This is a genomic window from Roseivirga sp. UBA838 (assembly GCF_002296035.1).
GTDB lineage: Bacteria > Bacteroidota > Bacteroidia > Cytophagales > Cyclobacteriaceae > Roseivirga > Roseivirga thermotolerans.
Genome location: NZ_DBHC01000053.1, coordinates 88,777 through 110,218 on the forward strand (window position 1 = coordinate 88,777; position 21,442 = coordinate 110,218).

Annotated in this window: 10 protein-coding genes; 3 read left to right on the plus strand and 7 right to left on the minus strand. The window is 45.0% G+C overall.

The window, feature by feature from the left end:
* Nucleotides 1-3: 3 nt before the first annotated feature.
* Both pbpC and B3O12_RS18710 read right to left on the minus strand, forming a co-directional pair.
* On the minus strand, nt 4-2,379 hold the full coding sequence (pbpC, locus tag B3O12_RS18705) for a penicillin-binding protein 1C (RefSeq protein ID WP_286757394.1): 2,376 nt from the start codon (nt 2,377-2,379) through the stop codon (nt 4-6).
* 45 nt (nt 2,380-2,424) lie between these two features.
* Nucleotides 2,425-7,980, minus strand: a complete 5,556-nt coding sequence (locus tag B3O12_RS18710; RefSeq protein ID WP_286757395.1) for an alpha-2-macroglobulin family protein — start codon at nt 7,978-7,980, stop codon at nt 2,425-2,427.
* A 132-nt stretch (nt 7,981-8,112) separates the two neighbouring features.
* Here B3O12_RS18710 and B3O12_RS18715 point away from each other — a divergent pair, with 132 nt between their 5' ends.
* Nucleotides 8,113-8,478, plus strand: a complete 366-nt coding sequence (locus B3O12_RS18715) for a hypothetical protein (protein WP_286757397.1) — start codon at nt 8,113-8,115, stop codon at nt 8,476-8,478.
* A gap of 98 nt (nt 8,479-8,576) precedes the next feature.
* A complete protein-coding gene (locus B3O12_RS18720; RefSeq protein WP_286757398.1) occupies nt 8,577-8,924 on the plus strand; it encodes a hypothetical protein in 348 nt (115 codons plus the stop codon).
* Nucleotides 8,925-8,976: 52 nt separating this feature from the next.
* Here the strand turns inward: B3O12_RS18720 and B3O12_RS18725 are convergent, their stop codons facing one another.
* From B3O12_RS18725 to pelF, 5 genes are read right to left on the minus strand one after another with little or no spacing between them, the layout of a single operon-like run.
* Nucleotides 8,977-12,855, minus strand: coding sequence for a DUF2194 domain-containing protein (locus B3O12_RS18725; protein WP_286757399.1), 3,879 nt, complete (start codon nt 12,853-12,855; stop codon nt 8,977-8,979).
* Nucleotides 12,852-14,825, minus strand: a complete 1,974-nt coding sequence (locus B3O12_RS18730) for a hypothetical protein (RefSeq protein ID WP_189630437.1) — start codon at nt 14,823-14,825, stop codon at nt 12,852-12,854. The genes B3O12_RS18725 and B3O12_RS18730 overlap by 4 nt, the downstream gene beginning before the upstream one ends.
* Nucleotides 14,822-15,628, minus strand: coding sequence for an endo alpha-1,4 polygalactosaminidase (locus tag B3O12_RS18735; RefSeq protein WP_189630436.1), 807 nt, complete (start codon nt 15,626-15,628; stop codon nt 14,822-14,824). Before B3O12_RS18735 ends, B3O12_RS18730 begins: the two co-directional genes overlap by 4 nt.
* Nucleotides 15,615-17,222: a hypothetical protein gene (locus B3O12_RS18740; RefSeq protein WP_189630435.1), complete on the minus strand. Its 1,608-nt coding sequence runs from the start codon at nt 17,220-17,222 to the stop codon at nt 15,615-15,617. The genes B3O12_RS18735 and B3O12_RS18740 overlap by 14 nt, the downstream gene beginning before the upstream one ends.
* Nucleotides 17,219-18,754 carry a GT4 family glycosyltransferase PelF gene (pelF, locus tag B3O12_RS18745; RefSeq protein WP_286746518.1) on the minus strand — a complete coding sequence of 512 codons (1,536 nt, stop codon included), beginning with the start codon at nt 18,752-18,754 and terminating at the stop codon, nt 17,219-17,221. Before pelF ends, B3O12_RS18740 begins: the two co-directional genes overlap by 4 nt.
* Nucleotides 18,755-19,026: 272 nt before the next feature.
* Here pelF and B3O12_RS18750 point away from each other — a divergent pair, with 272 nt between their 5' ends.
* A complete protein-coding gene (locus B3O12_RS18750; protein ID WP_286757400.1) occupies nt 19,027-21,387 on the plus strand; it encodes an ABC transporter permease in 2,361 nt (786 codons plus the stop codon).
* Nucleotides 21,388-21,442 lie beyond the last annotated feature (55 nt).

Genomic DNA, 21,442 nt, shown 5'->3' on the forward strand with positions numbered 1-21,442 from the left:
ATCCTACTCTCCTTTTCTTAGCACTTCAAAAGTTCTTATAATCTCGTTGCCAGAATCATCGACCAATACCAACCTGTGTCTGCCGTTCTCCGGCTGCAAGGCCATTACGTGCTCCGACTGTGTGGACCCTAAGTATGTGCCATTGAGGTGCCAGTGTACTCTGGCCAACCGACTTTGATGGGTAGCCTCAAATATGACCTTACCAACCTCACCATCTTGTTCAACCGGCAAATAGAGCGATGCATTTTGCTCAGGATATATCATTTCCATAGACTTTAGTGCAGTCAGGTTTGTGCCGCAACCGGGCCAAAAAGAAGGCAAATCGGCATAGGTAGGATTCTTCATTTTGAAATAAAAGGCCTGTTTGGGAGGCAAAACAAACCAGGGTTTTGTAATTAACTGGTCGGTAGGAACACAACCCGCATTTACCTGGTGGCTCTGTGCCTTGTTGAGATGAACGAGCCGATTGTATGGCGAAGCGGAGGTGCGCAAACCTACCTTTGGAATCCACACCGTATCTACCTGAGCCGAATATGGTGAAGCCAGATGTCCGCTTTGCCGGTCTATGGCTGCGAGAGTCATCTCGGCCACTGGCATTCGAAACCAGGTGGTTTCGGGCAGTCTATCGAAAATATCGAACATAATAGGAGCAGCAGCTTTAATGCCCGTAAGCCCGGGTCGGCCTTCGCCATCGGCATTACCCACCCACACGGCCACTACATATTCAGGGGTAATGCCAATGGCCCACCCATCGCGATACCCAAAGCTGGTTCCCGTTTTCCAGGCAATTTTGTGAGAACTGGAATACATTTTCCATGCTGCATCTTCTGCCGGCCTGTAAACTTCTAACATGGCCTGAAAGGTGAACCAAATGGAGGCGGCCGATAGATGAGGGCTTTCTGTTCTTATTTTGTCTGAGCCTGAAGTTGCTCTGTCATTACCAGTTGGTGAAGCTTCTAAGCCTGCAAAGGCCTGATGATTGGAGGCATAGCCAAGAGTGTTGAAATGGCTTAGCGTTCGGGCCATGCCGGCATAAATATTTGCTAAGTCCCAAAGTGTGCCTTCCGAGCCGCCAAGAATAAGTGAGAGACCGTAGTGCCCTGCCGGCTGAGTGAGTGTGGTCATGCCCAAATCCTTCAGTTTCTGATAAAATTTGGGATAACCGTATGTTTTAAGCATTTCTACTGCCGGCACATTGAGGGATCGTGCGATGGCCATATCTGCATGAACAGCACCATCGTAGGTTTTGGTGAAGTTCTGGGGAGCAAAGTCACCATAAAATACGGGGACATCGGGCACCAGGGTTTTAGGAAGAATTTGCCCTTCACTTAGTAAACTGGCGTAGAGCAATGGTTTTAACAAACTCCCTGTACTTCGAGGGGCCTGAATTACATCTACAAACTCCTGATGCTCCCTACCTGCACCTTCCACATTACCGGCATAGGCCAATACCTTATTTTGGCGAACATCGAGTACCAAAGCAGCCGCATTGTTTATGCCATCGGTTTTTAGCAATTGGTGATGCGCCTTGAGTACACCCACCACACTCTTTTGCACATGCATATCTATACCTGACTTTATCTGCCTGCCCGAGTACCCCCGCTTTACCAAAAAGTCTGTAAAATGGGCCGACCATTGTGGAAGCTCTTCCGGCTTTTCCGGCACAGGTTCGGCCAAAGCAAGCGAAAGATCGGTAGCCGATAGGTGACCTAATTGGTGTAATCGTGCAAGCAATCGATCTCGCTTGGCCCTGAGCGGTCTGATACTTTTGCCGGGGTAAAGCATGGCAGGTTGATTGGGCAACACCGCAAGCAAAGCCGCCTCTGCCCATGAAAGGGTTTGGGGGCTGCGTTCAAAATAACGCCAGGCTGCCGCATTTAACCCTACTGTATTGCCCCCAAATGGCGCATGTGCAGCATAGAGTTTTAAAAGTTCATGCTTGCTGTAGCGCAACTCTAACCGTGTGGCCAATATCATTTCCAGCATCTTCTCCCATACGGTTCGTTTTTTCACTTTACGGTGTAGCCTCACAATTTGCATGGTGAGGGTGCTGCCTCCACTTACCACCCGGCCGGAAGTAATATTTTGTTGAATGGCCCGCCCCATGGCTAGCAAGTCTACGCCAGGGTGTTGGTAAAACCGCTGATCTTCGAAGGTAAGGAGTGCAGTAATGTACTTCTGAGGCAGTGAATCCAGCGGAGGAAAGCGCCACTGCCCATCATGAGCAATTCTGGCAGAAAGTAAGGCTCCATTTCTGTCGTTTACAACAGTGGCATAGGGGTCGTCAAACAGTTGCTCGGGCAAAGAGAAGTAGTAGATCATTCCTAAAAGAAGACCTACTACAAACAGTAACTTCTTATGCTTCCTAAGCCTTTTCAATGTTAATCTGGTTTTCAACTGCCGAATATGTTCAGTGCCTGACGGTTAATTCACCCGCTTTACTTCTACCCATCGTCCGGCCTTTCTCCCATAAATGGTATGATCATACATGGCCTCTGCATTGACAGACGGCAGGTAAAACTTACCGGTATAAGTGGCATTTAGGTTTACCCTAAAGGTTTTTGATTCATTGGGCCTTAGGTCGAAGTAAGTATACACCCGGTCGTCTCGTATGTCTCGGTAGGTGAAGTTTCCTCCCTGAGAAGTTCCGGGTATTTCGTTCAGTCTATCGTTGAGTATTTCCCAACCGGATGGGAACACCTGGCTTAAGGCAATATCTCTGTATATGCCACGGCTGCCCGGATTAGATACTTTTACTTCAGCATAAAAATCCGTTCCCTGTTCCATTTGAGACGGATCAATGGGGTTATTTCCTCGGTCGAAATAATTTACTTCTAAGCGAAGGCCCGAGCTACCATCTTTTTCTTCTCCCACAAGCGGCTGTCCTTGCTGTATGAGGTGGACAAACAGCATAGATTCTCCGGTATTACTAAGCTTCAACCTTCCACTCTGCTCATTGGCCGAAAGAACAATTTGCCTGATGGGTTTACTGGTAGCAATGCGCTGATTGCTGCCGGAATTGACCTGATACTCGGCTTGCAGACTCCTGCCAAAGGCATTGTTATTTATGCCTACGAACTTTATAATAGCCAACAAACTGAAAGCGGTCGTTTGAGTACTTAGCCATTGGTCTTCGGCCAGTTCGGAAGCCACAGAGCGCAGCAAGTCCATACCCTCCTGCTGCATACCCATTAGTCCCATGGCCTCCAGAATCATTGCATTATCGCGTAGTAGCGAACCATAGAAGTAATAGGCAGAGCGTTTGGAAGCAACTTTTGGCAACTTGCTCACCATTTCTTGGGCTACTTGTGGCTTACCGGCCAGGGCATAAGCAGCCGCCAATCTCCATTTGGCTTCCAGGCTCAGCCCTTCATCTTCTCTCAATCTGTTCATGGCTCCAAGCTCCGGTGCCTGAGCTTTAGCAAGGGTATAAAGCCTATAGGCTTGTACAGCATCGTCATTATATCTTCCGTAGCGACTCCAACGCCTGGCTTGCTGACTTTGATAGGCCTTCCAGTTGGTAAGCAGAGCCGAAGGAATGCTATATCCTTTGTCTTTGGCTTCCAGTAAAAAGTGTCCGGCATAATTGGTTCCCCAATCATTGTTATCGCTGTTGCCCGGCCAATAGGCAAAGCCTCCATCGGCTGTCTGAAAACGGCCTATTTTCTCAATAGCATCGATCACATTTTTTCGAACTTCATTTTGCCTATGCGGTTCCAGCTCCATCACATCGTTTAAAAAGAGTTGAGGAAACACCGCTGAAGTGGTTTGTTCTATACACCCATGGGGATAGCTAATCAAATATCCCAGTCTTTTCTCCAGGTTTATAGGCGGAATAACAGAAAGCTCAAGTGTTGTACTGTTCGTACCTTGCATGCCAATGGCTGTAAAACTCTGCTCCCAGCTCTCTCCGGGTTGCAATGCCGCCTGATAGAGATTAGTGCTCATGGGGTTAGGATTACGCACCTGAATTTCTATTGAATGTCTGGCCGTTTCTTTACCCGACTTTGCAAGTATTTCTATTCTGCCAATTCCAAGTTCCGGCTTTACCTCAAGGGCAAAATTGACTAACTCATCGCCCAGGCCGGAAAACCTAACTGTTTTGCTGGCTCCTTCTTTGAGCAGCAGTGGGCCACTCACTTTTAGCTCAACCTCTGCCTGCTTCACAAAATCTTCCAGAGCAAAGACACTCACTGGAAGTTGCAATTGTTCGCCCGGCCCCAAAACACGGGGCAAGGTACCTAACACCATGAGTGGCTTGCGTACAGGCGTGGCCTCTTCTGTGTGGCCATAGGCCCCGTTGCCTCCTGCCACAACCATGGTACGCACAGAACCCACATAGTTGGGCATGTCTATGCGGTGGGTAGCTGTTTTTCCTTTTTCCAACCGAAAGGGGCCCAGGTGTTTAACCACAGGTTTAAAGCGATTGGCTTTGGAGTTTTCCGGCCTCATTCCGGAACCATCGCCTCCAAGGGCTAACAGACGAGAAAGGTCTCCACTGTAGGCCCCAATTACGTGATCATAAACGTCCCAGCTCTTTACACCCAGAGCCTGACGCGCATAGAAGGTATGCCAGGGGTTTGGGGTTTGAAAGCGCGTAATATCGAGCAATCCCTCGTCTACCACCGCAATGGTATATGTCATGGGCTTTCCGTTTGCTTCTTTCACATTTACCCCAAAAGACTCCTCAGGTTTGAGTACATCGGGCAAAGTGATCTGCGGATTCAGCACCGTTTGTTCGTTGGTTACCTGAATGGGAACTATACCGTATAAACGCATGGGTAAATCGTTTTGAGTCTGCGCATGCGGCTGCAATAGTGTGGCATTGACGTATACATTTGGAGCCATATCCGGGGTTACCTCAAAGCTGAATTCATTGGCTCCGCTTTTGGTTTCAAGCCAATGGGCATCTATTACACGACTGCCGTTTTCTATGCTCACTAAAGCCCGGCCTGTATTACTAGCCGGAATTCGGACCGTCACCTTTTCCCCAACTTTATACTCTTGTTTATCGGTAGAGAAATTGAGTAGCGAAGCCCCTCCAGGTCGCTGATTACTATCGGCCCACCCCGGCCAATCGAAGTAAGTGACCGAACCGGCCGAGTGACCCGATTTCGGGTCTCTCACTCTAATGTAGTATCTGCCCCACTCATCGTTCGGTATATTTAAATGAACCTGAGCCTTCCCATTTTTGGTACTTACCAATTGGCGCTTGTATGGATTATCTTCGTTGCGACTTACATAGTAAGCCAGATTATCGCCCGAGCGATCCCACCACCAGCGCCATTGTAAGCGAAAGACCTCAAAAATGAGCTCCGAACGGTCTACGGGCCGACCATCCGCATCTACTGAGACTATTTCCAGCGTGTGGTCTCTCTGAGTAACCAACCTGCCTCTATAGTCACCTTCCGGCTTTTTTATTCCTACAAAGTGCGTGTAGGGATAGTATGGAACAGAAAACTGATCGATACTGAAATCTCCACCCGGCTCATAGACTTTACCACTAAAAGTAGCCATGAGCATGCCTGGAGCATTGGGCTGGCTAACCAAGCCAATGGGCACCTGTGCTTTACCTTCTGTGTCAATAAGGCCTTCAAAAATACGCTGCGTTTCGGGGTAGTATTCTCTGGCCTGGTCATCGAACATATAGTTTGGATATTTTTCAAATACGGTAGCCACAGGGTTAAGAAAAAGGTCGAATTCGGCTTTTAGGTTTTTGGCGGTAGCTCCCGTAAGCCAATTAACATGCAGGCGGGCGTTCACCTGCCTGTCTGTCACTGTTAATTTTTCTTTGCCCAGATCGAATTTGATTTTCAGTCGGTTAGGTTTAATGGTTTCTACTTTAACCCGCTTGGTAAAAGTGGAGCCACCCACCTGAACCCTGGCCAGCCAATTGCCTGTTGGGTCATCTTCATTGGTTTGTAACGGAAAGTGATAAAAGCCATTTACTGAACGATTGCTAACCTTTCGGTCTTTTACCTGTCCGGAGGGATCTATAAACTCAAGCACTACCGGATGGTCTTCAGGAAGTTGATGGGTCTTATCTTCTAGAATAAAGTTGAGGTAAATGGGGTCCCCGGGCCGCCAAACGCCTCGTTCGCCATAAAGAAATCCTTGAATCCCTCTTTCTACCCGTGCTCCTCCAACATCGAAGTTGCTCACTGAAAGAGATGTTCCGTCAGTCAATTTCAGGTATCCTTTGTCTAAACCGCGAACAGCCTCCAACAAAAACGGCTTTCGCTGGGTTTGGAGTGCTGCCCGGCCCTTCTCATCGGTACGCAATACTTCTAATAATTCTTGTTGATAGTCGTATACCTTCAGTTCTACACCAGTTAGGGGTTGAGTGGTTTTAAGGTCGGTAACAAACACAGAAAGTTTCCGGTCGTTTCCCAACTTGGCCATAAGGCCGAGGTCTGATGCCAGTAAATTAGTTTTCACCATTCTGGCATTGGAGGCGTAATAAGTATCGTGACAAGGATTGTCACGTTCCCGCCAGTCATAATTCATTCCATAACTGTAGGTATAGTAGCTATCATACTCTCCTCCTCTTTCGGCCGAGTATGTCGCCCAGTTATCTTCGGGTATTTTTCCTTCCAGGTTTAGGTCTTCTATAGTTTGGCCGCAATTGTAAAGTGAAAATTCTTTTCTGATGTTTAGGCGCACCTGATAGATCCCTCCTTTTTCCGGAGTCATGTACTTGGCTAAATCGAGTGTAAACCGATTCCATCGACTAAAGTCGGTGACTCCAGACTCATCGAGCATTATCACCTGATGTACAATGGGTTTACCCACTCTTCTCAATTGCTCATCACCATCCAGATTATTCACCTGCAAGAACTGAAACACATTTGACTCATTGATTTTTATGACGGTAACCTCTACTGCTCTTAGGTTTACGGCATCGAAAGGAAGAATCAGTCCCTGGGTTCCCGGTAAAATAGAGCCCTGGCGGGTTAGCCGTACCTGTGGTTTTAATTGGCTAAAGTTTACTGCCTGCTGGTACCCTTTGGCCATCTTGAAATCGAGCCGATTGCGTATGCCCGCATATACCTGCACAAGCTTATCGCCATTCAAGTCGGTTGAAGGATAAACCTTTACTGAATTGCCTGAAACCACAAATTTGGGATTTGGGTCGTCCTCAAGAGTTATGAGGCCTGTAAGATCTTGTCTTTCGTTGAGCGGGTCTGAAAAGTGAAGGACTATATGCGAGTCTTCTCCTTTTTCCATGCGTGTACTTATCACCGAAAAATCATTGAGCGAAGGCACCTCAAGGTTTTCTTCACGATCTCTCCTCGCTCCAATGACCGACCCATCTACTTTAAATCGCACCGTTGAACTTTGCTCTTTGCGCTGAACAGAGGTTACATAGAAGCTGTGCTTCTTGCCTATGGTCCGGTCGAACTGCCAATGCACCGGCAAAGTATTTCCTTCTTGTTCAAAAGTTACTGCCTTTTGCAGGTTAAGAGTGTCAACCACATCGGCTGTAGTAAACTCTCCTTGAATAATTTGCTGCCTCATGGGTTCATCTTCATCGCTCACCAGACCGGTAATGTTTAGATCATAATCCTGCTCAATAACAGCAAACTGAAATTCGAAAGGCTTCAACCCTTCTGCCTTGGCCAAACCAAGCCCCTCCAGTGATAGTCTGCCTACATACGACTTACCGTTTGGCAAAGGCGAAGATGGTTTGAACTCAACTACCCGAGGGGTTATCCAACGAAGTTCTCCTTTGAGTGAGGGAGTAAAAGAAAGAGCCAGTTTTTGTTGGCGATCGGGAGATATATCTTCGGCTAACTGAAGGGTAATGACCGATCGGCTCGATATTTTTCCTGAAGTATAGGCGGTTATTACCTGACTGTATTGCTGATCGGCTATCCGGTCATAGTCAGACGAAGTTTTTTTATTTTTCTGACAAGCATTAAAAACAACCAGAATTAGGAGAAACAAGAGCAGTGAGCTCATTATTTTTTTAATGTGCATTGGACTACGTTTAGGAGGATGATTACTGTTAATAAGATAGGCAAAAAAGCCTCACTGAATAAATAACTAGAATATTAGTTTTTATTGTGCATACACCCTTACCTCATTTCTTTTTTAGAACTTGGTAATACAATGTTGATATTTATAGCAGCCGTTGCGCTCTCCTTTGTGGTACTGATTATTGCCATGGTCATTCAAGACAGAAAGGCTCCTGCTGAGGCGGAGAAATTTATGGATGACAAAACAGAGAAGTTTCTAATGGGAATTCTACTTTCGGTCATTACATCCTTTGCCCTCTCTTCAAGTGCCAGTCTACCCGAAAACTCCGGACTTGGTGGGCTGTTGTGGCTTTTTGCACCTCCTTTTATTGGAGGCCTCACATTCTTCTTGTTTGTTCTGTTGCTAGCTTTCAACAAAAAGCTAAAAACAATCATCGGGTGGGTTTGTATTGGCGTCAACTTACTAACGGGACTTTATTTGCTGTTTTTGCCTTATTAAAACAAATGCGAATAGTAAGCCTGGCGGATAGTGCACTGGTCTGTCTCAGGTATGTAACCTTGCCGAAGCTAAACACATCTAAGGTTCCAAAAGGTCTTATGAAAAACTCCATTCGAACACTATCTATCGCATTTATTCTTTTTTCAGTCTCCACGCTTTTGGCTCAGGACAAGGCGGCAAAAGATTATGTGGGACAATACATCTCCAGTACCGACCGGGGCTTTGACATTACGGTGAGTTTAAATAACGAAAATGTACTCATGGCTCAACCCTCAGACAAATCTCAGCCTCTAACAGAAATGGTTGAAGTGGCCGGAGACAAATATGAATTGAAGAACACGAAGGGGCTCCGTATTTCTTTCACTCGAAACAAAGAAGGTGTAGTGATTTCACTAACTTTTGAAGGAGGCAACCGAAAGTTTGAGGCTACCAAAAAAACCGAGTGATTTATCTCTGTCTTAGCACTTAAACGGGCCAAGGAGTATGGAAAGGGCTTTATTACTCATCGTACCAGTCGTCATATTCCCTTGGCTTCACGTAATATGGTTTTCTTCTTCTAAAGAAGTGCCTTATACCTAACTGAAAGCCATTGGAGTAATAGAGGGCCTGGTTGTAAAACTCAAACTGCCCGGTAACGAAAGTATATTTCTTTATAGGGAAGGCGAAATTGCCGGTAATTCTAAGGAAGTTTCCGGTATAGGTATCGTAAAAGGCTCCTGCCTCCACACGCATGTATGGCTTTCTGGTTTGGTCTCTACCGTAATTCCAGGCCAAACCTCCTCCTCCATAGAACCTTCGCTCTACTACCCAGAAGGGGTTACCACCTTCTTGCATGCCATTAGATACCGAACCAAATGCCTCAGCAAATGGTGAAAACCGAGACTTGTTAAGGGGCTTAATATTATAGAAAAGGCGTCCTGTAACGGCTCCTTCGTAGACTCCGGTAGTGTAGTGAGAAAGCACGGGCGACAGAGAGGTTTGCCAGGCCTTATTGTAACCTCTTTCATAGTAGCCAACCAGTTCGCCCCAATAAATTTCTCTACTTATGGCCGGACCCGTTTTTACCGGGCTAAAGGTGTAGCCAATGGACTTAAAAGACTTTTCGTTGGCCTGTGATATTCCTGCCCCCAGTGAAAAGAAGGTGTTAGACAAATCGTCTTTCTCTAAACCGGCCAAGGCATAGAAAATGGGCTTATCTGTATTCTCTCTGGTTTGGTAGCGGTATCGCAAACCATACAATTGATGCGCCACGTTGTTGGCATCGAATGTATTAATGACCAGGTCTGAAACATCACTATAGGTAACCGAAAGGCTGTGCTGGTTGAGCTTGCGTGTTTTCATATGGAGGGTAACCATATTGTTCCACACCGACTGATTGAAGTTATCCTCCACAAAGTCGGTCGTATATTCTACTGAAGCATGTTCGTTATACCTCAGACGCATAAGTAAGTTTTGCAATGTATCGGGGTAGAATACACCGGGCGTATTGAGAATCATGAATTTTTGAACATCACTCTCAAAGTATTGTGCTTCGGGGTTTATGCGCTCTCTTAAGCTGTCTTTTTTCAACGGGTTGTTCATGGATTTAGCCACTAAACCGGCTCTTTCGAACTCCCCAATATCAAACCATGTATTGGCCACAAAGCTCTTCACCTCTTCATCATTGGGGTTGTTCTTAATGTATCGGAGGTATACCGTCTCCATCTTATTAAAGGCTTCCAGGTCGGCCCACCACTGCAATTGGGTAAGCATGCTTATCTCATTGCTGTATTCGGTCCACAAAAGGGCATCTTGCAACATGCCATTGTCTGAAAATGCATAGGCTATAGAAGTGGCCATGGGCAAGAGTTTTGGGTATCTCTCGGGGCTTTTGTTCACCAGTTCTCTATGGAGCTCTTCGGGTTCCCAGTCAATCAGATAACGTACATAAAGAGCATAGGCCTCTTCCGCACTATTGCCCTCTTGAGCATTTACCAGCATTTCTTTTACCTGCTCTTTGTATTGGTCGGTATAGAAATACTGCATGTATTCTTTTATGAGCTCCATATTGGTAGGGTCGCGCTCAATTTTTCTTCTCAGCCATAGTTCGTTGAGCTCTTCGTTGGGGTAGGCTTCTGTAGCCAGGTAATGATTGAGGTAAACCATAGCTGTTTTGGGCGACTCTTTGTAGGTATTTTCCAGAAAGCCCCATACCTCCTGAGGCTTTTCGTTATAAGCCAAATACAGTGCATACTGGCTAAAAATAGCCGTATCGGGTTGAGTACTCTCCTTGAGCTGACGCAACAAGATGTTGGTGGCGGCATCCAGATTTTCGTTTTCCACGAAATATTGCACCGAGTCTTCTACGGTAACCGGAAGCTCAATTTCCTCCACATACTCCCCTTCGTCTACCTCCTGCACAATGGTTTTTCTTTTTTCTTCGTAGCCTTTGAACTGATCTTTAATGTCAGCAAATATTTCATCTAAGGAGTACTGACGAGTATTCTTAAATCGGAGTCCTTCGCTAAAGGCAATGGCGGCTTCGGGCGTTTCTACCGTAAGCATGTATCCTCCCATAACGGGCGTTTTGGTGTAATTGAGACCTTTGCGTTGTAGTTCTTCCTGAAGCAGTTGTTGATTGGTCTTTTCTACGAATACATTCCAAAAAAAGTGCTTCTTCTTCCATTTGTTAGCACTGACCTTTTTTACGTTATAGGTATCTCCATTGGGTATATACTCATACTTGCTGTTGCGCCAATCGCGGGTAATGGTAGCACCGGTTGCCACATCTAAAAAGCGCATAGAGGGGTGAGTCTCCGTTACCTCTTCCAGGTACTCTACCCAACGTGTGAGCATCCCCTTTCGGTTGTTGCTGGAGGTATACCACCCCAATCGCTCGGCATTTCTGTATGCATAATCTCCTGCACTGGTATTGCTCTCAACGGGGAGTTGGTAAATATCATCAGGGTGAATGAAATGCGACCAGATGCCGGTAAAAAGGTATAGCGATTGCCAACTGTAGGTTTTAAAATCGCTAAACACATAGCCGCTGGAAACCCTCGGAAAATCGAACAGTCTCGGCTCAAGAGGGTCTACATCGTATTCTCTTTCGCCTCCTTCGTAGAAATCGCCCTCGTAAATAGAACACATAAACTCAATTTCGGGCATAGCATTGGCCAGGTGAACCAGTCCAATGCTATCGATATCGTTCGAAGGTGGCACATAGGTTACCGGAAAGGGGCCAAAGCCGTTCACTCTCCATTTTTTCCGGGCCGCAATAAGTGCCCCTTCCATATATTCCGGGTTTCTCCAAATGGTATCTACCAACGACTCGTGGTTATAGCCATGAAAGGCCATTTCAAACTTGTGTTTGATCACCTGTTTGGTCATCCAGTTAGCACTAATAACCTCTTTGCCATCGCGTATGGAACGGTGCGTATCCCATTCTCTGAAAATAAATGGCGGTTGTTTTATTCGGTCGTAGTTAAAACAGGGATAGGCCGAATAATCGATATTGAACTGTTCGGCTACTTTGAGCATATCGGGCCACCATACATCCATTACATACTCGGCCTGGGTAATATCCAATTCGCTGGCTATTGGCTCGGCCTTATAGTCGTAGAGTGGGCTGGGGAAATCGTCTATGAAAATAGCTCCTACACTCACAATAGGATATGGCACTCCCTGCAGGCCTTTTAGTGCCGGAGCAAAGAGCAGACCCCTGTCGGGCTTTTCAAAAACCATATTGGTATTGAAATGCACCACTTTGCCGGCACCTATATAATGTTCAAAAATGAGCGGCTGGGTAGGATCCGTAGCGGCAGTGGCTAGCACATTGATGGAGTCTTTAAAACTTTCGCGCTTGAGCCCAATATTTTTCTTCTGAGGATAAATAGACTTTCCTTCCATACCGGGCACCATGTTCTTTACAAAGTGAATCCCTTGCGACTCCAGATCATACATAAAGTCGGCTCCCACATCTATACCCGAAAGGAAACCACCATTGGGGTCTTCATTGAGGCTTGGAAACACCAATGTTCCCCCCATGGCCACAAACTCCACCAATATTTCTCTGCCCAGATCATCCAGGTTTTGAGTGGTATTTATATAAACCACCCTAACGGAAGGATCTATGTAGGGGTCGTCTGCATAATCAGGTAGCTCCTGAGTGGCGTAGGGTATTTTATTGTAATCGAAAACTTTGGCCAGTTCTTTGGCATAGGGCCGGCTCATCTCATGGGTAGAGTCAATCAGGTACAGCACAATGGGCTGATTATCCACTACCTGTACTTTCTTTCTGGGCTCGTTCTTTTCATCGTCAGAACAAGCCTGAACAAGCACTACAAGTACTAGTAAAAGCCATTTAACTACACAACCGGTGAAAGCCTTCTTACTCACAACAACTCTTTAATTCTTGCTTCTTTGGGTTTATTCACAATTTCATAGACCCTTAAATTATCCTTTTCATAGAAGAGACGTATAGGTCTTCCTCGTAATCTTAGGTCATTGACCAATCGCACTACATCGTCTTGTACCTCCTCTTCAATGCGCACCTTACGCCTAAACTCATCCGATACATTATGATAAATAAAAACGAGCACGCTATTCGGCAAAATGTACTCTGTGTTGAGCCGCAGAAATTCCTTGTCGTCTTTGTACTCAAAATAAACAGAGTCTCGCTCGGGGTAAGCATTGAGAAAATCATCGTAGCCTATGAATATATGAGAGTCTCTACTCATGGGCAGCATATTGCTTGCATTTACCACGGCATACCCGTAAGGTATAAAACTGGCCTTAATATTCTGATAGGCCTCTAGTATGGTTTTACTCAGTGAGTTGGTTTTAGAGGTACGGTTCACCAGCTCAGGCTGGCTGTAATAGGCTGTTACTAAAAACAAGGCAAAAATCAGTGGCACCGAAACCTTGTCGGGGATTTCTACACGAGTTAAACGAGTGTTGAAATAGTAGTAAATGATGTAGAAAACAAGGCTGAGCGCGCATGCTACTAACACCGGCAATATTTCATTGAACAGGTCTCTATCGAAATACTCAAAGCCCATGGTGCTGTAGAGTATCATTACATTTACATAAATAATGAAGGCGAGCGGGCTGGCCCACTTGCGTTCATGGTCGCGATAGAGAAAGAACATGACCACACCCCCCACTAAGGATATGCCCTGGAATATCCAGATGAGGGTATCGTAAGACAGTATCATGTTGCCGGTAGTGGTGGTAGAACTAACTGAAAGAAGATTGGATCGAAGAAAAAGAAAGAAATCTGTATCATTATTATAAGCCGAAAGGGCAAAAGAGCCTAGTATGAAGACGTAGGCTCCCAAATAAGCCCAAAAAGATTGCATAAAGAATTTCCAGTATCCTCTTCGAATAAATGGTATTACCACCATGAAGTAGGGAGGCAAAAGAATAAGTAATGTAAACAGGTCTATAAGCGCAATGGCACAGAAAATAACCAGCATTTGCCAGAAATAATTACTTCGTTTATTCTTATAAAGCACCCAGGGCTTCCGAATAAATATTAAGGCCGGCAAAAAGAAAGTCATGGCCATAAAGGTGGACTTGCTGTGGGTTATTTGTGTGAGGTTGATGGGTACCAGGTTAAAGAATAGAGCAAAAGCCAGGGTACCTAAAAGCGGAATGGTAACCAAGCTGTTGGTCATGGCATCGATAAACCAAAAAATAACGAAGCATAAAATGAATATTTGGAAAAGACCAAAGGACTCAAGAGCCATTTCGGCACTTATACCGGTAATAAGGCCATAGAAGCTCATTAAAGCATACTGGCCTGTCATAACCATCTCGTTGTTGAACCAACGCTGATCACTGAGTCCGTCCAGAATTTTGAGCTCCTGAAACCAGGCGGCCGAAAGCTGATAGTTATCAAACTGCATCAGGTAGAAGCGAACCATCATGGCCGTAAAGCAAGCCAGTGTGGCAAAATAAAAGCCTGCTTTTACCGAAAAGCGTTTATTGGCTTTGGCCTTTCGTACATCAATAATCGGCTCCTTATCTTCAATGTTCTCAATTACATTGATAAGTATGGCCTTTCGCCTCCTAAGCCAAAGGTTATTTTTCAGCTTGAGTTGTTTTACGCCAATCAGCCGAAAGCCAAAGAAGAAAATCATAAAGGCAATGATGGTCAGCAGGTCGTAGCTGTTTACCTGCACAAGCACATAGATAAGCACCAAAACCACACTTCCGAAAACTGCCCAATAGTTACCCATGGTCTTCACCTGGTTTTGCGATGGCTTGTCTTTAATGAACAAGCGTTTGAGCAAATACAGGAAGAACACCCACAGCAGCAGCCTGACTATGCCGAGAAAGATGGTATCTATGTAGGGTATGTTCATTTAAACCTTGGCAATTCTTCTAAACCTATGTTTCCAATAAAATAATCCCAACCCAATGCCGTGGCCTGGTTTCTCACCCGATTGAACATGCTCTTTGTATTGGCATATTCAATAAGCACAATGGGCAGGTTATATTTTTCTTCTACATTCTTAAGCCCGGCCACACGCTCATTGTATTCGCTTAGCCTGCGCATACGATAATCCGATTTTTCAAAGTTATAGTCGGTAATTACCGATTCCAGAGCAACCGAGTTAATAAAGTCTTTGGTTCGGGGGGTGATGGAAACCCCTGAGTTTTGCATTAAATGAAAATCGGGGTATTTCTCCTTGACACGACTAATGAACTCTACATAAGCCCCTACTTTCTCCGGATGTGGCCCCCAGGGGCCATAAGCATCAACCGTATCCAGAAAAAGGCCATCAAAACCCTTTTGCTTTATCCGGTCGACCAGGCCCATAAGCGCATTTTGGGTCACCGGATCGGCCAAATCCAGATAATAGCTGTCCCATAAACTATTTTTGCCCAGGGTTCGGTCTTTTAGCTCCGGAAAATAATATCGGGCCGTGCTCACCTCTCCCACACTAATGTAACCCAACACCAGCTCGTTGGTTTCTTTCATTAGGCGTATATCGAAGGGGTTGTATTGTTCCGACTCCAGAATTACATATTTAAAATTTCTGATTCTATCGGCATTGATATCGCCATAGCACACCAATACTGAAGCTTTTGGTGGCTCCTGGCAAAAGAGGCTCGTAAAAGAAAACAGAGCCAGAAATGAGGCCATTTTTTTAATACGCGGCATAGTAGTAATAGTCGAGATTTCGGAAAAATTGTAACGTTGTTCGCAGTGTCATGAGCATATATACGGCCGAACCGGCAAACATGCCTACCACACTGTATTCATAAGAGATAAGACGGCTTGCCGCCAGCCCCACCAATACATTGACCAACAACCCTAAAAGCAGCGCATTGAGCGGCTGTGTTGGTTTGTTGAGCGTAAATAAATAAAGTGAATTGAGCATACCCCAAGCCACAAGAATATAGCCCAGCCCTCCAATAATACTTACTTTAATACTCACCGTATTCAATACCTGATCGAACGCCCGCTGATAGCCCAGCCTTTCCCAGATAATGAGGTAAAGCAAAAAGGTCATAACCGCTCCAACAATGAGCAATATGAGCACATGTTCCCAGTACATTTTGAGCGATCGTCTGTTAAACACCTTGGCCTGATTATAAGGAATCTGTTTCTGTAGCAGGTCGCTGATTGTGCTAAACGAAGCAATACCAAACTCCAGCACCCCCACCAAAAGAAAGAAAATGAGAATGGCTATGTCCATGCCTATTTCATAATCTTTTTCATAGTAGAGAATGTATGGCAAAGCTCCATCGTCTGATGTGGACCACGCCAAAAAACGATCGGTAAAAATGAAAATGAAGAAAACAAACCCGTAAAAGAAGTAGCGATAGTTGCGGTAAACCATTACAGCCGTTTTGCTGGTGGCCCGGTTGAACACTTTGGTTCTACTCACTTTTCGTTTAAAAAACCAGTTGAGGTAAAGTACCATAAGGGCTATGGCCGTCCAGATGCCTATCCAATGCGTATAATAGGTTTCCAGGCTGGTGTACAGGTGTAGTACCAAAGAAAGCCCTGCTGCCAAAATAAATGCCACCGTAATGAACCACCGCTCTTTGAGGGGGTGAAACACTGCCGAAAGCAATAACAACAACCCAATGGAGTAGGCATAGGCATACACCAACCACAAAAATTTATACGGATAAAAATTGGCAAAGAAATTAAGCACCAATGCCAAAACGCAGAGCACCCCCATAAAAAGTAACCCATCGCGAATAACCATAATGGTGCTCTTTCGCGCCATATGAAAGTCTTTGCTAAACCAATAGTGAGAAACCTGCCTACCTATTACCTGCACAAAACCTCCTGTGCCGATCAGTCCGAAAATTACTCCCAACACCACAGCCGTAGATTGCAACTGGTTAAAACCTACGTAGGTCCACATAGAATACCCGAATACGATGATGGTAGCTATTTGCAAAAACACAGGAACACCATGAAACAAACCGAGCGGATAGTAATAAAAGAAGTACCTGGTTTTTATTTTCAGGTAGTCTGTCGCAGAGGTAAAGTCTGCTCTGAACTGTTCATTTACAGGCAGCTGGCTAGGGTTTTCTTCCAGAAAACGAGGATTGGTTATCTGATCATAAACCAGTTGAGCCAATTCCTGAAGGTCGTCTATGCCATAGTCTTGCTTAGCATCTATGGCTCTAATGCTCATAGATTCTAGCATGGCACGCACCACATTCACATTGACCGGCTTGCCCAGTTTATCATAAACATCATATCCCAATTGCTCTATTTTCTGCGTATGTGTCATAAGCTCAACTCCTTCTTTATCTTCTGCTTCTTTGGTTGTTGTTTCTGGTAAACCTCCTCATAAATACGCTCATAAGATTCTATAAAAATATCGAGCGTAAAGTTTTCCATAACCCGCTTTCGGGCGTGTACACTCATGGTCTTTCTAAGTTCTTCATCTTCCAATAACTGAATTACCCTTTTACCAATGGCTTCAGGGTCCCTGGGTTTACACACAAAGCCCGAACCCTCATCTATTGCTTCGGCTACTCCACCCACATCGGTTGCCACCACCGGCACCCCACAGCTCATAGATTCAATTACCGTGAAAGGAAATCCTTCTGAAATAGAGGTGAGAATGGATATATCTCCCTCACTAAATATGAGGTGGGGCTCACTATGATACCCCATTAAGAAGAAGTTGTTCTCCAGCTTTAATTGCTTAATTAGGTTTTCGCATTGCTCGGTATATTCCGGCACCGCATTCTTATCGCCATACACCAGGTATCTCACATTGGGTATCTTCTTCCGAACCACATCGCATGAGCGAATCATGGTGAGCACATCCTTCAATTCAAAAATTCGTGCGGCAGCCACCACGGTAGGTATCCCCCTTAAGTGCTCAGGTTTTTGGCGGGGAGCAAATTTCTCATGGTCTACCCCGTTGTAAGTAATTTCAATTTTATCTTCGCTGGCGCCATACATGAGCTCCCAGGTAATGTTAAACTTGTTTACCGATAGAATTTTATCGGCCTTATAGTAGGAGAGCCTTGTTATGGTTTCTGTAAGCCTGATCAGAAAATCCTTAATGAAGTAACTGTAGTCTGACCGGTTAATGTAAAGCAATCTTTCCCTTACGTATACCCCATGTTCGGTAATCATCAACGGTGTACCGTATCTATATTTTAATACCAGTGCAGGAATGAGCGGAAAACCCGAGAGTGTAATATGGCACAAATCCATTTTCTTGATAGGAATAGAAAACGGAATGAGAAAACGATAGAGCCAACGCAGCCCAACGGTAATATCGAACAAAGAGGCCACATAACTGCCATCTTCTTCTGTCTTGCGCGTGGCTTCATACTTAAAAGCTTCCCAAACGGCCTGGTCTTGCATGGTGCGTTTGTAGTCGTAGTCTTGAAAGTAAAGCCACAATTCATAGAACACCACATCCAACACTTTCATGTCAGTAGACCCCTCATACACCATTTGCAAGAACTTCTCAAAAATGGGAATAAACCGCTCTTGCACTACTTCGCTGGTGGTCTCTTCTTTTTTGCTCACTACCTTATAGTAGTCTCGCTTATAGCTCACATAATCCTGCGGCTCATCGGGAGCCCAAAGAGGTACCTGTATTACCTCTTTTACTGAAGGACTTAGCTCAAAAATGGGCTTAGGTATGTAGCCGGCATTGATGGAGTATAAATTAAAGTGGACGTTAGAAACCCTATCGCACAACATGTGACTCCATGTAGAAATACCTCCTCCGTAAAACGGATAGGTTCCTTCCGAAATAAGAAGGACATTGATCTTATCGTCTTCTGTTCTTTTCAAATTTTCTTAAAAAGTGCGCTAGTTAATCATTTTTTAAATTAAGAAATGTTGGTATTTCGAACATTTCATAAAAGATATCGATGATTAAAATTCCAGCAAAGCCTATTGGACTAAAAGTACTCAATAGCTTTGGCACGCTGCCCGGCTTACGTTCAATTGCCGTTAAAAGCCGTTGAGTAACCAAAATAGTAGATCAGTTGCCTGATGGCTAGTGTGCAACCCTAAAGCGCATGGTTGCATCTGTCGTTCATACCATCAAAAACTCAGGCTCCATGATCAGGTCATATCTCAAAACAACACTTCGTGCTATACAGCGTAGCCCGCTTTCTTCATTCATCAATATTTTTGGTCTGGCTACAGCTCTCGGAGTAGCCATCATGGTCTATGCTTTCATAGACCTGGATCTTAGTATCGATCAGTTTCATGAAAATAAAAAAGAAATATACCTGGCTACTTCCTATCTCAACCGAAATGGAGAGGTAGGGCATCACGGTATTGTTCCGGCTCCTTATGCAGCCATTCTTCAAAACGATTTCCCTCAAATTAGTCAGGTGGTTCGTGTTGAAAGAAGAAGTGGCATACTTAAATCGGGGCCAAACGTATTCAACCAATCTTTCTCATTTGTAGACCCGGAATTTCTGGAATTGTTCACTTTTCCTCTGGCTTACGGCCAAAAAGAAGCTTTAGAAACACCTAATCAAATCATTCTCAGCCATAACGCTGCTGTTAAATATTTTGGCGAAGAAAATGCCTTGGGTAAGTCGATGACTTTTGACTTTGAAGGAAGAAAGTTTTCATTTGAAGTAGCAGGCGTAGCTCAGGAGTTTCCCAGAAGAAGCAGCCTGAATTTTGAAGTATTGGTCAACTTTGGCCAGCTGGAAGTAATAGACCCAGACTACAGCCTAAGCGATTGGAGCCGATTTCTCGATGCTGTATACATAAGAACAAGCGACCCTCAGTCCGTGGCGCAGGTAGAGCGTTCGGTTCAACAGCATATTAAAACTCAGAATGCCGTGCAAAAAGACTGGCCCGCCACTGCGTTCTCTTTTGTTCCATGGACCGACTTGTTTGTTCAGGCAGAAGACATGAGCAGTGTGATGACCGGTGAGGGTGATTCAGTAGCTCGAATAGTCTTATCGGTAATTGGTGCCTTTGTTTTGGTTTTGGCTGTATTCAATTACATAAACATTGCCATTGTTTCCGCAACAAAAAGGCTCAAAGAAATTGGGGTTAGAAAGGTAATGGGTGGCACACGCAAGGCATTGGTTTTTCAGTTTTTGGTAGAAAACATAGTACTCACACTATTGGCTCTGGTCTTTGGGTTCATTTTGGCCATTACCTTGCTCATTCCGGGGTTCGATCGCCTGTTCGATGTGGGACTCGATTTTCACACCAACCAACCCGAACTTTGGATATTTCTGCTGGTACTGGTGGTGAGCACAGGTTTGCTCTCCGGTGCCTATCCGGCCCTTTATATTTCGCGGTTCAACGCAGTAAATATTTTCAGGGGTAGCCTTAAGTTTGGTGGCAAAAATATACTCACCAAAATCTTCCTCACCTTTCAATACATTCTTGCCCTGATTGCCGTGGTGGGTGGAATACTCTTTACCCAAAACACAGCATTCCAAAAAGACCGGGATTGGGGCTATGATCAAAGCCGGGTAATTTCGGCCTTTGTGGGCGATGCCACACAAGTAAAACAACTCACCAATGCCTTGCAGCAAAACCCCAGAGTAGAGTCTGTTTCTGCCTCAATGGGGCACCTCAACCGATCTACTTCCAACAAGATAGTCCAGGTGATTGATCAAAAGTACGACATCCCCTGCCTAATCGTAGACCACAACTATTTAGAAACCCTGGGACTAAAACTTTTGGAAGGAAGAAACTTTGATGCTCAACGCGAAAACGACTATCAGAATGTATTGGTGAACCAGAAAATGGCGCGCTTGCTAAATCCGGAAAAGGCTTTGGGTGAAAGCTTTAGAATAGATAGCCTTACCTATCGGGTGGCCGGAGTAGTTGAAGATTTTCATCAATGGTCTTTTTATGACCCCATAAAGCCAATGATTATTATGCTGGCCAAAGAAGAACAGTATCGTTATTTTTCCATGAAGGTGAATGAAGGTTCCCTGACCAGTGCTTATGAAGACCTGGAAAAAACCTGGGCCAAACTTTTTCCGGACAAGCCCTTTGACGGATATTACCAGGCCAGTTCACTCGACTGGTATTTTAGAAATATTGAAGGGCATAGCCGCCTGATGCAGTATGTGGCCACTATCTGTATACTGCTCTCCTGCCTGGGCCTCTATGGGCTGGTTTCTCTCAATGTTGCCAGTAGAGTAAGAGAATTCAGTATTAGAAAAGCCCTGGGAGCACGCCTCAAAAACCTTGTCTATGTGATAAACAAGCAGTTTGCTGTGTTTCTGATAATTGCCCTGATTTTAGGCATTCCCATTAGCTACTACTTGTTAACCATGCTTTTCGATTCTGTATATGCTGTTCACGTACCCATCACCTGGTTACCCTTTTCTCTGGCTCTGGCTGTAGTAATTCTAATGGTTGCACTGACTATCTCTTCCCAGGTTCGTAAAGTTATGACCACCAGCCCTACGGAAGGACTAAGGAGCGAGTAAGCATTAATGTGAGGACCGACTGCTTATAGTGGGAAGATAGGAATCAAAAACCAGA

What these genes read in the sequence shown, in the direction of transcription:
- B3O12_RS18710 (WP_286757395.1), bottom strand. Translation starts at nt 7,980, where the DNA reads ATGCACATTAAAAAAATAATGAGCTCACTGCTCTTGTTTCTCCTAATT.
- B3O12_RS18715 (WP_286757397.1), top strand. Translation starts at nt 8,113, where the DNA reads ATGTTGATATTTATAGCAGCCGTTGCGCTCTCCTTTGTGGTACTGATT.
- B3O12_RS18720 (WP_286757398.1), top strand. Translation starts at nt 8,577, where the DNA reads ATGAAAAACTCCATTCGAACACTATCTATCGCATTTATTCTTTTTTCA.
- B3O12_RS18730 (WP_189630437.1), bottom strand. Translation starts at nt 14,825, where the DNA reads ATGAACATACCCTACATAGATACCATCTTTCTCGGCATAGTCAGGCTG.
- B3O12_RS18735 (WP_189630436.1), bottom strand. Translation starts at nt 15,628, where the DNA reads ATGCCGCGTATTAAAAAAATGGCCTCATTTCTGGCTCTGTTTTCTTTT.
- B3O12_RS18740 (WP_189630435.1), bottom strand. Translation starts at nt 17,222, where the DNA reads ATGACACATACGCAGAAAATAGAGCAATTGGGATATGATGTTTATGAT.
- B3O12_RS18750 (WP_286757400.1), top strand. Translation starts at nt 19,027, where the DNA reads ATGATCAGGTCATATCTCAAAACAACACTTCGTGCTATACAGCGTAGC.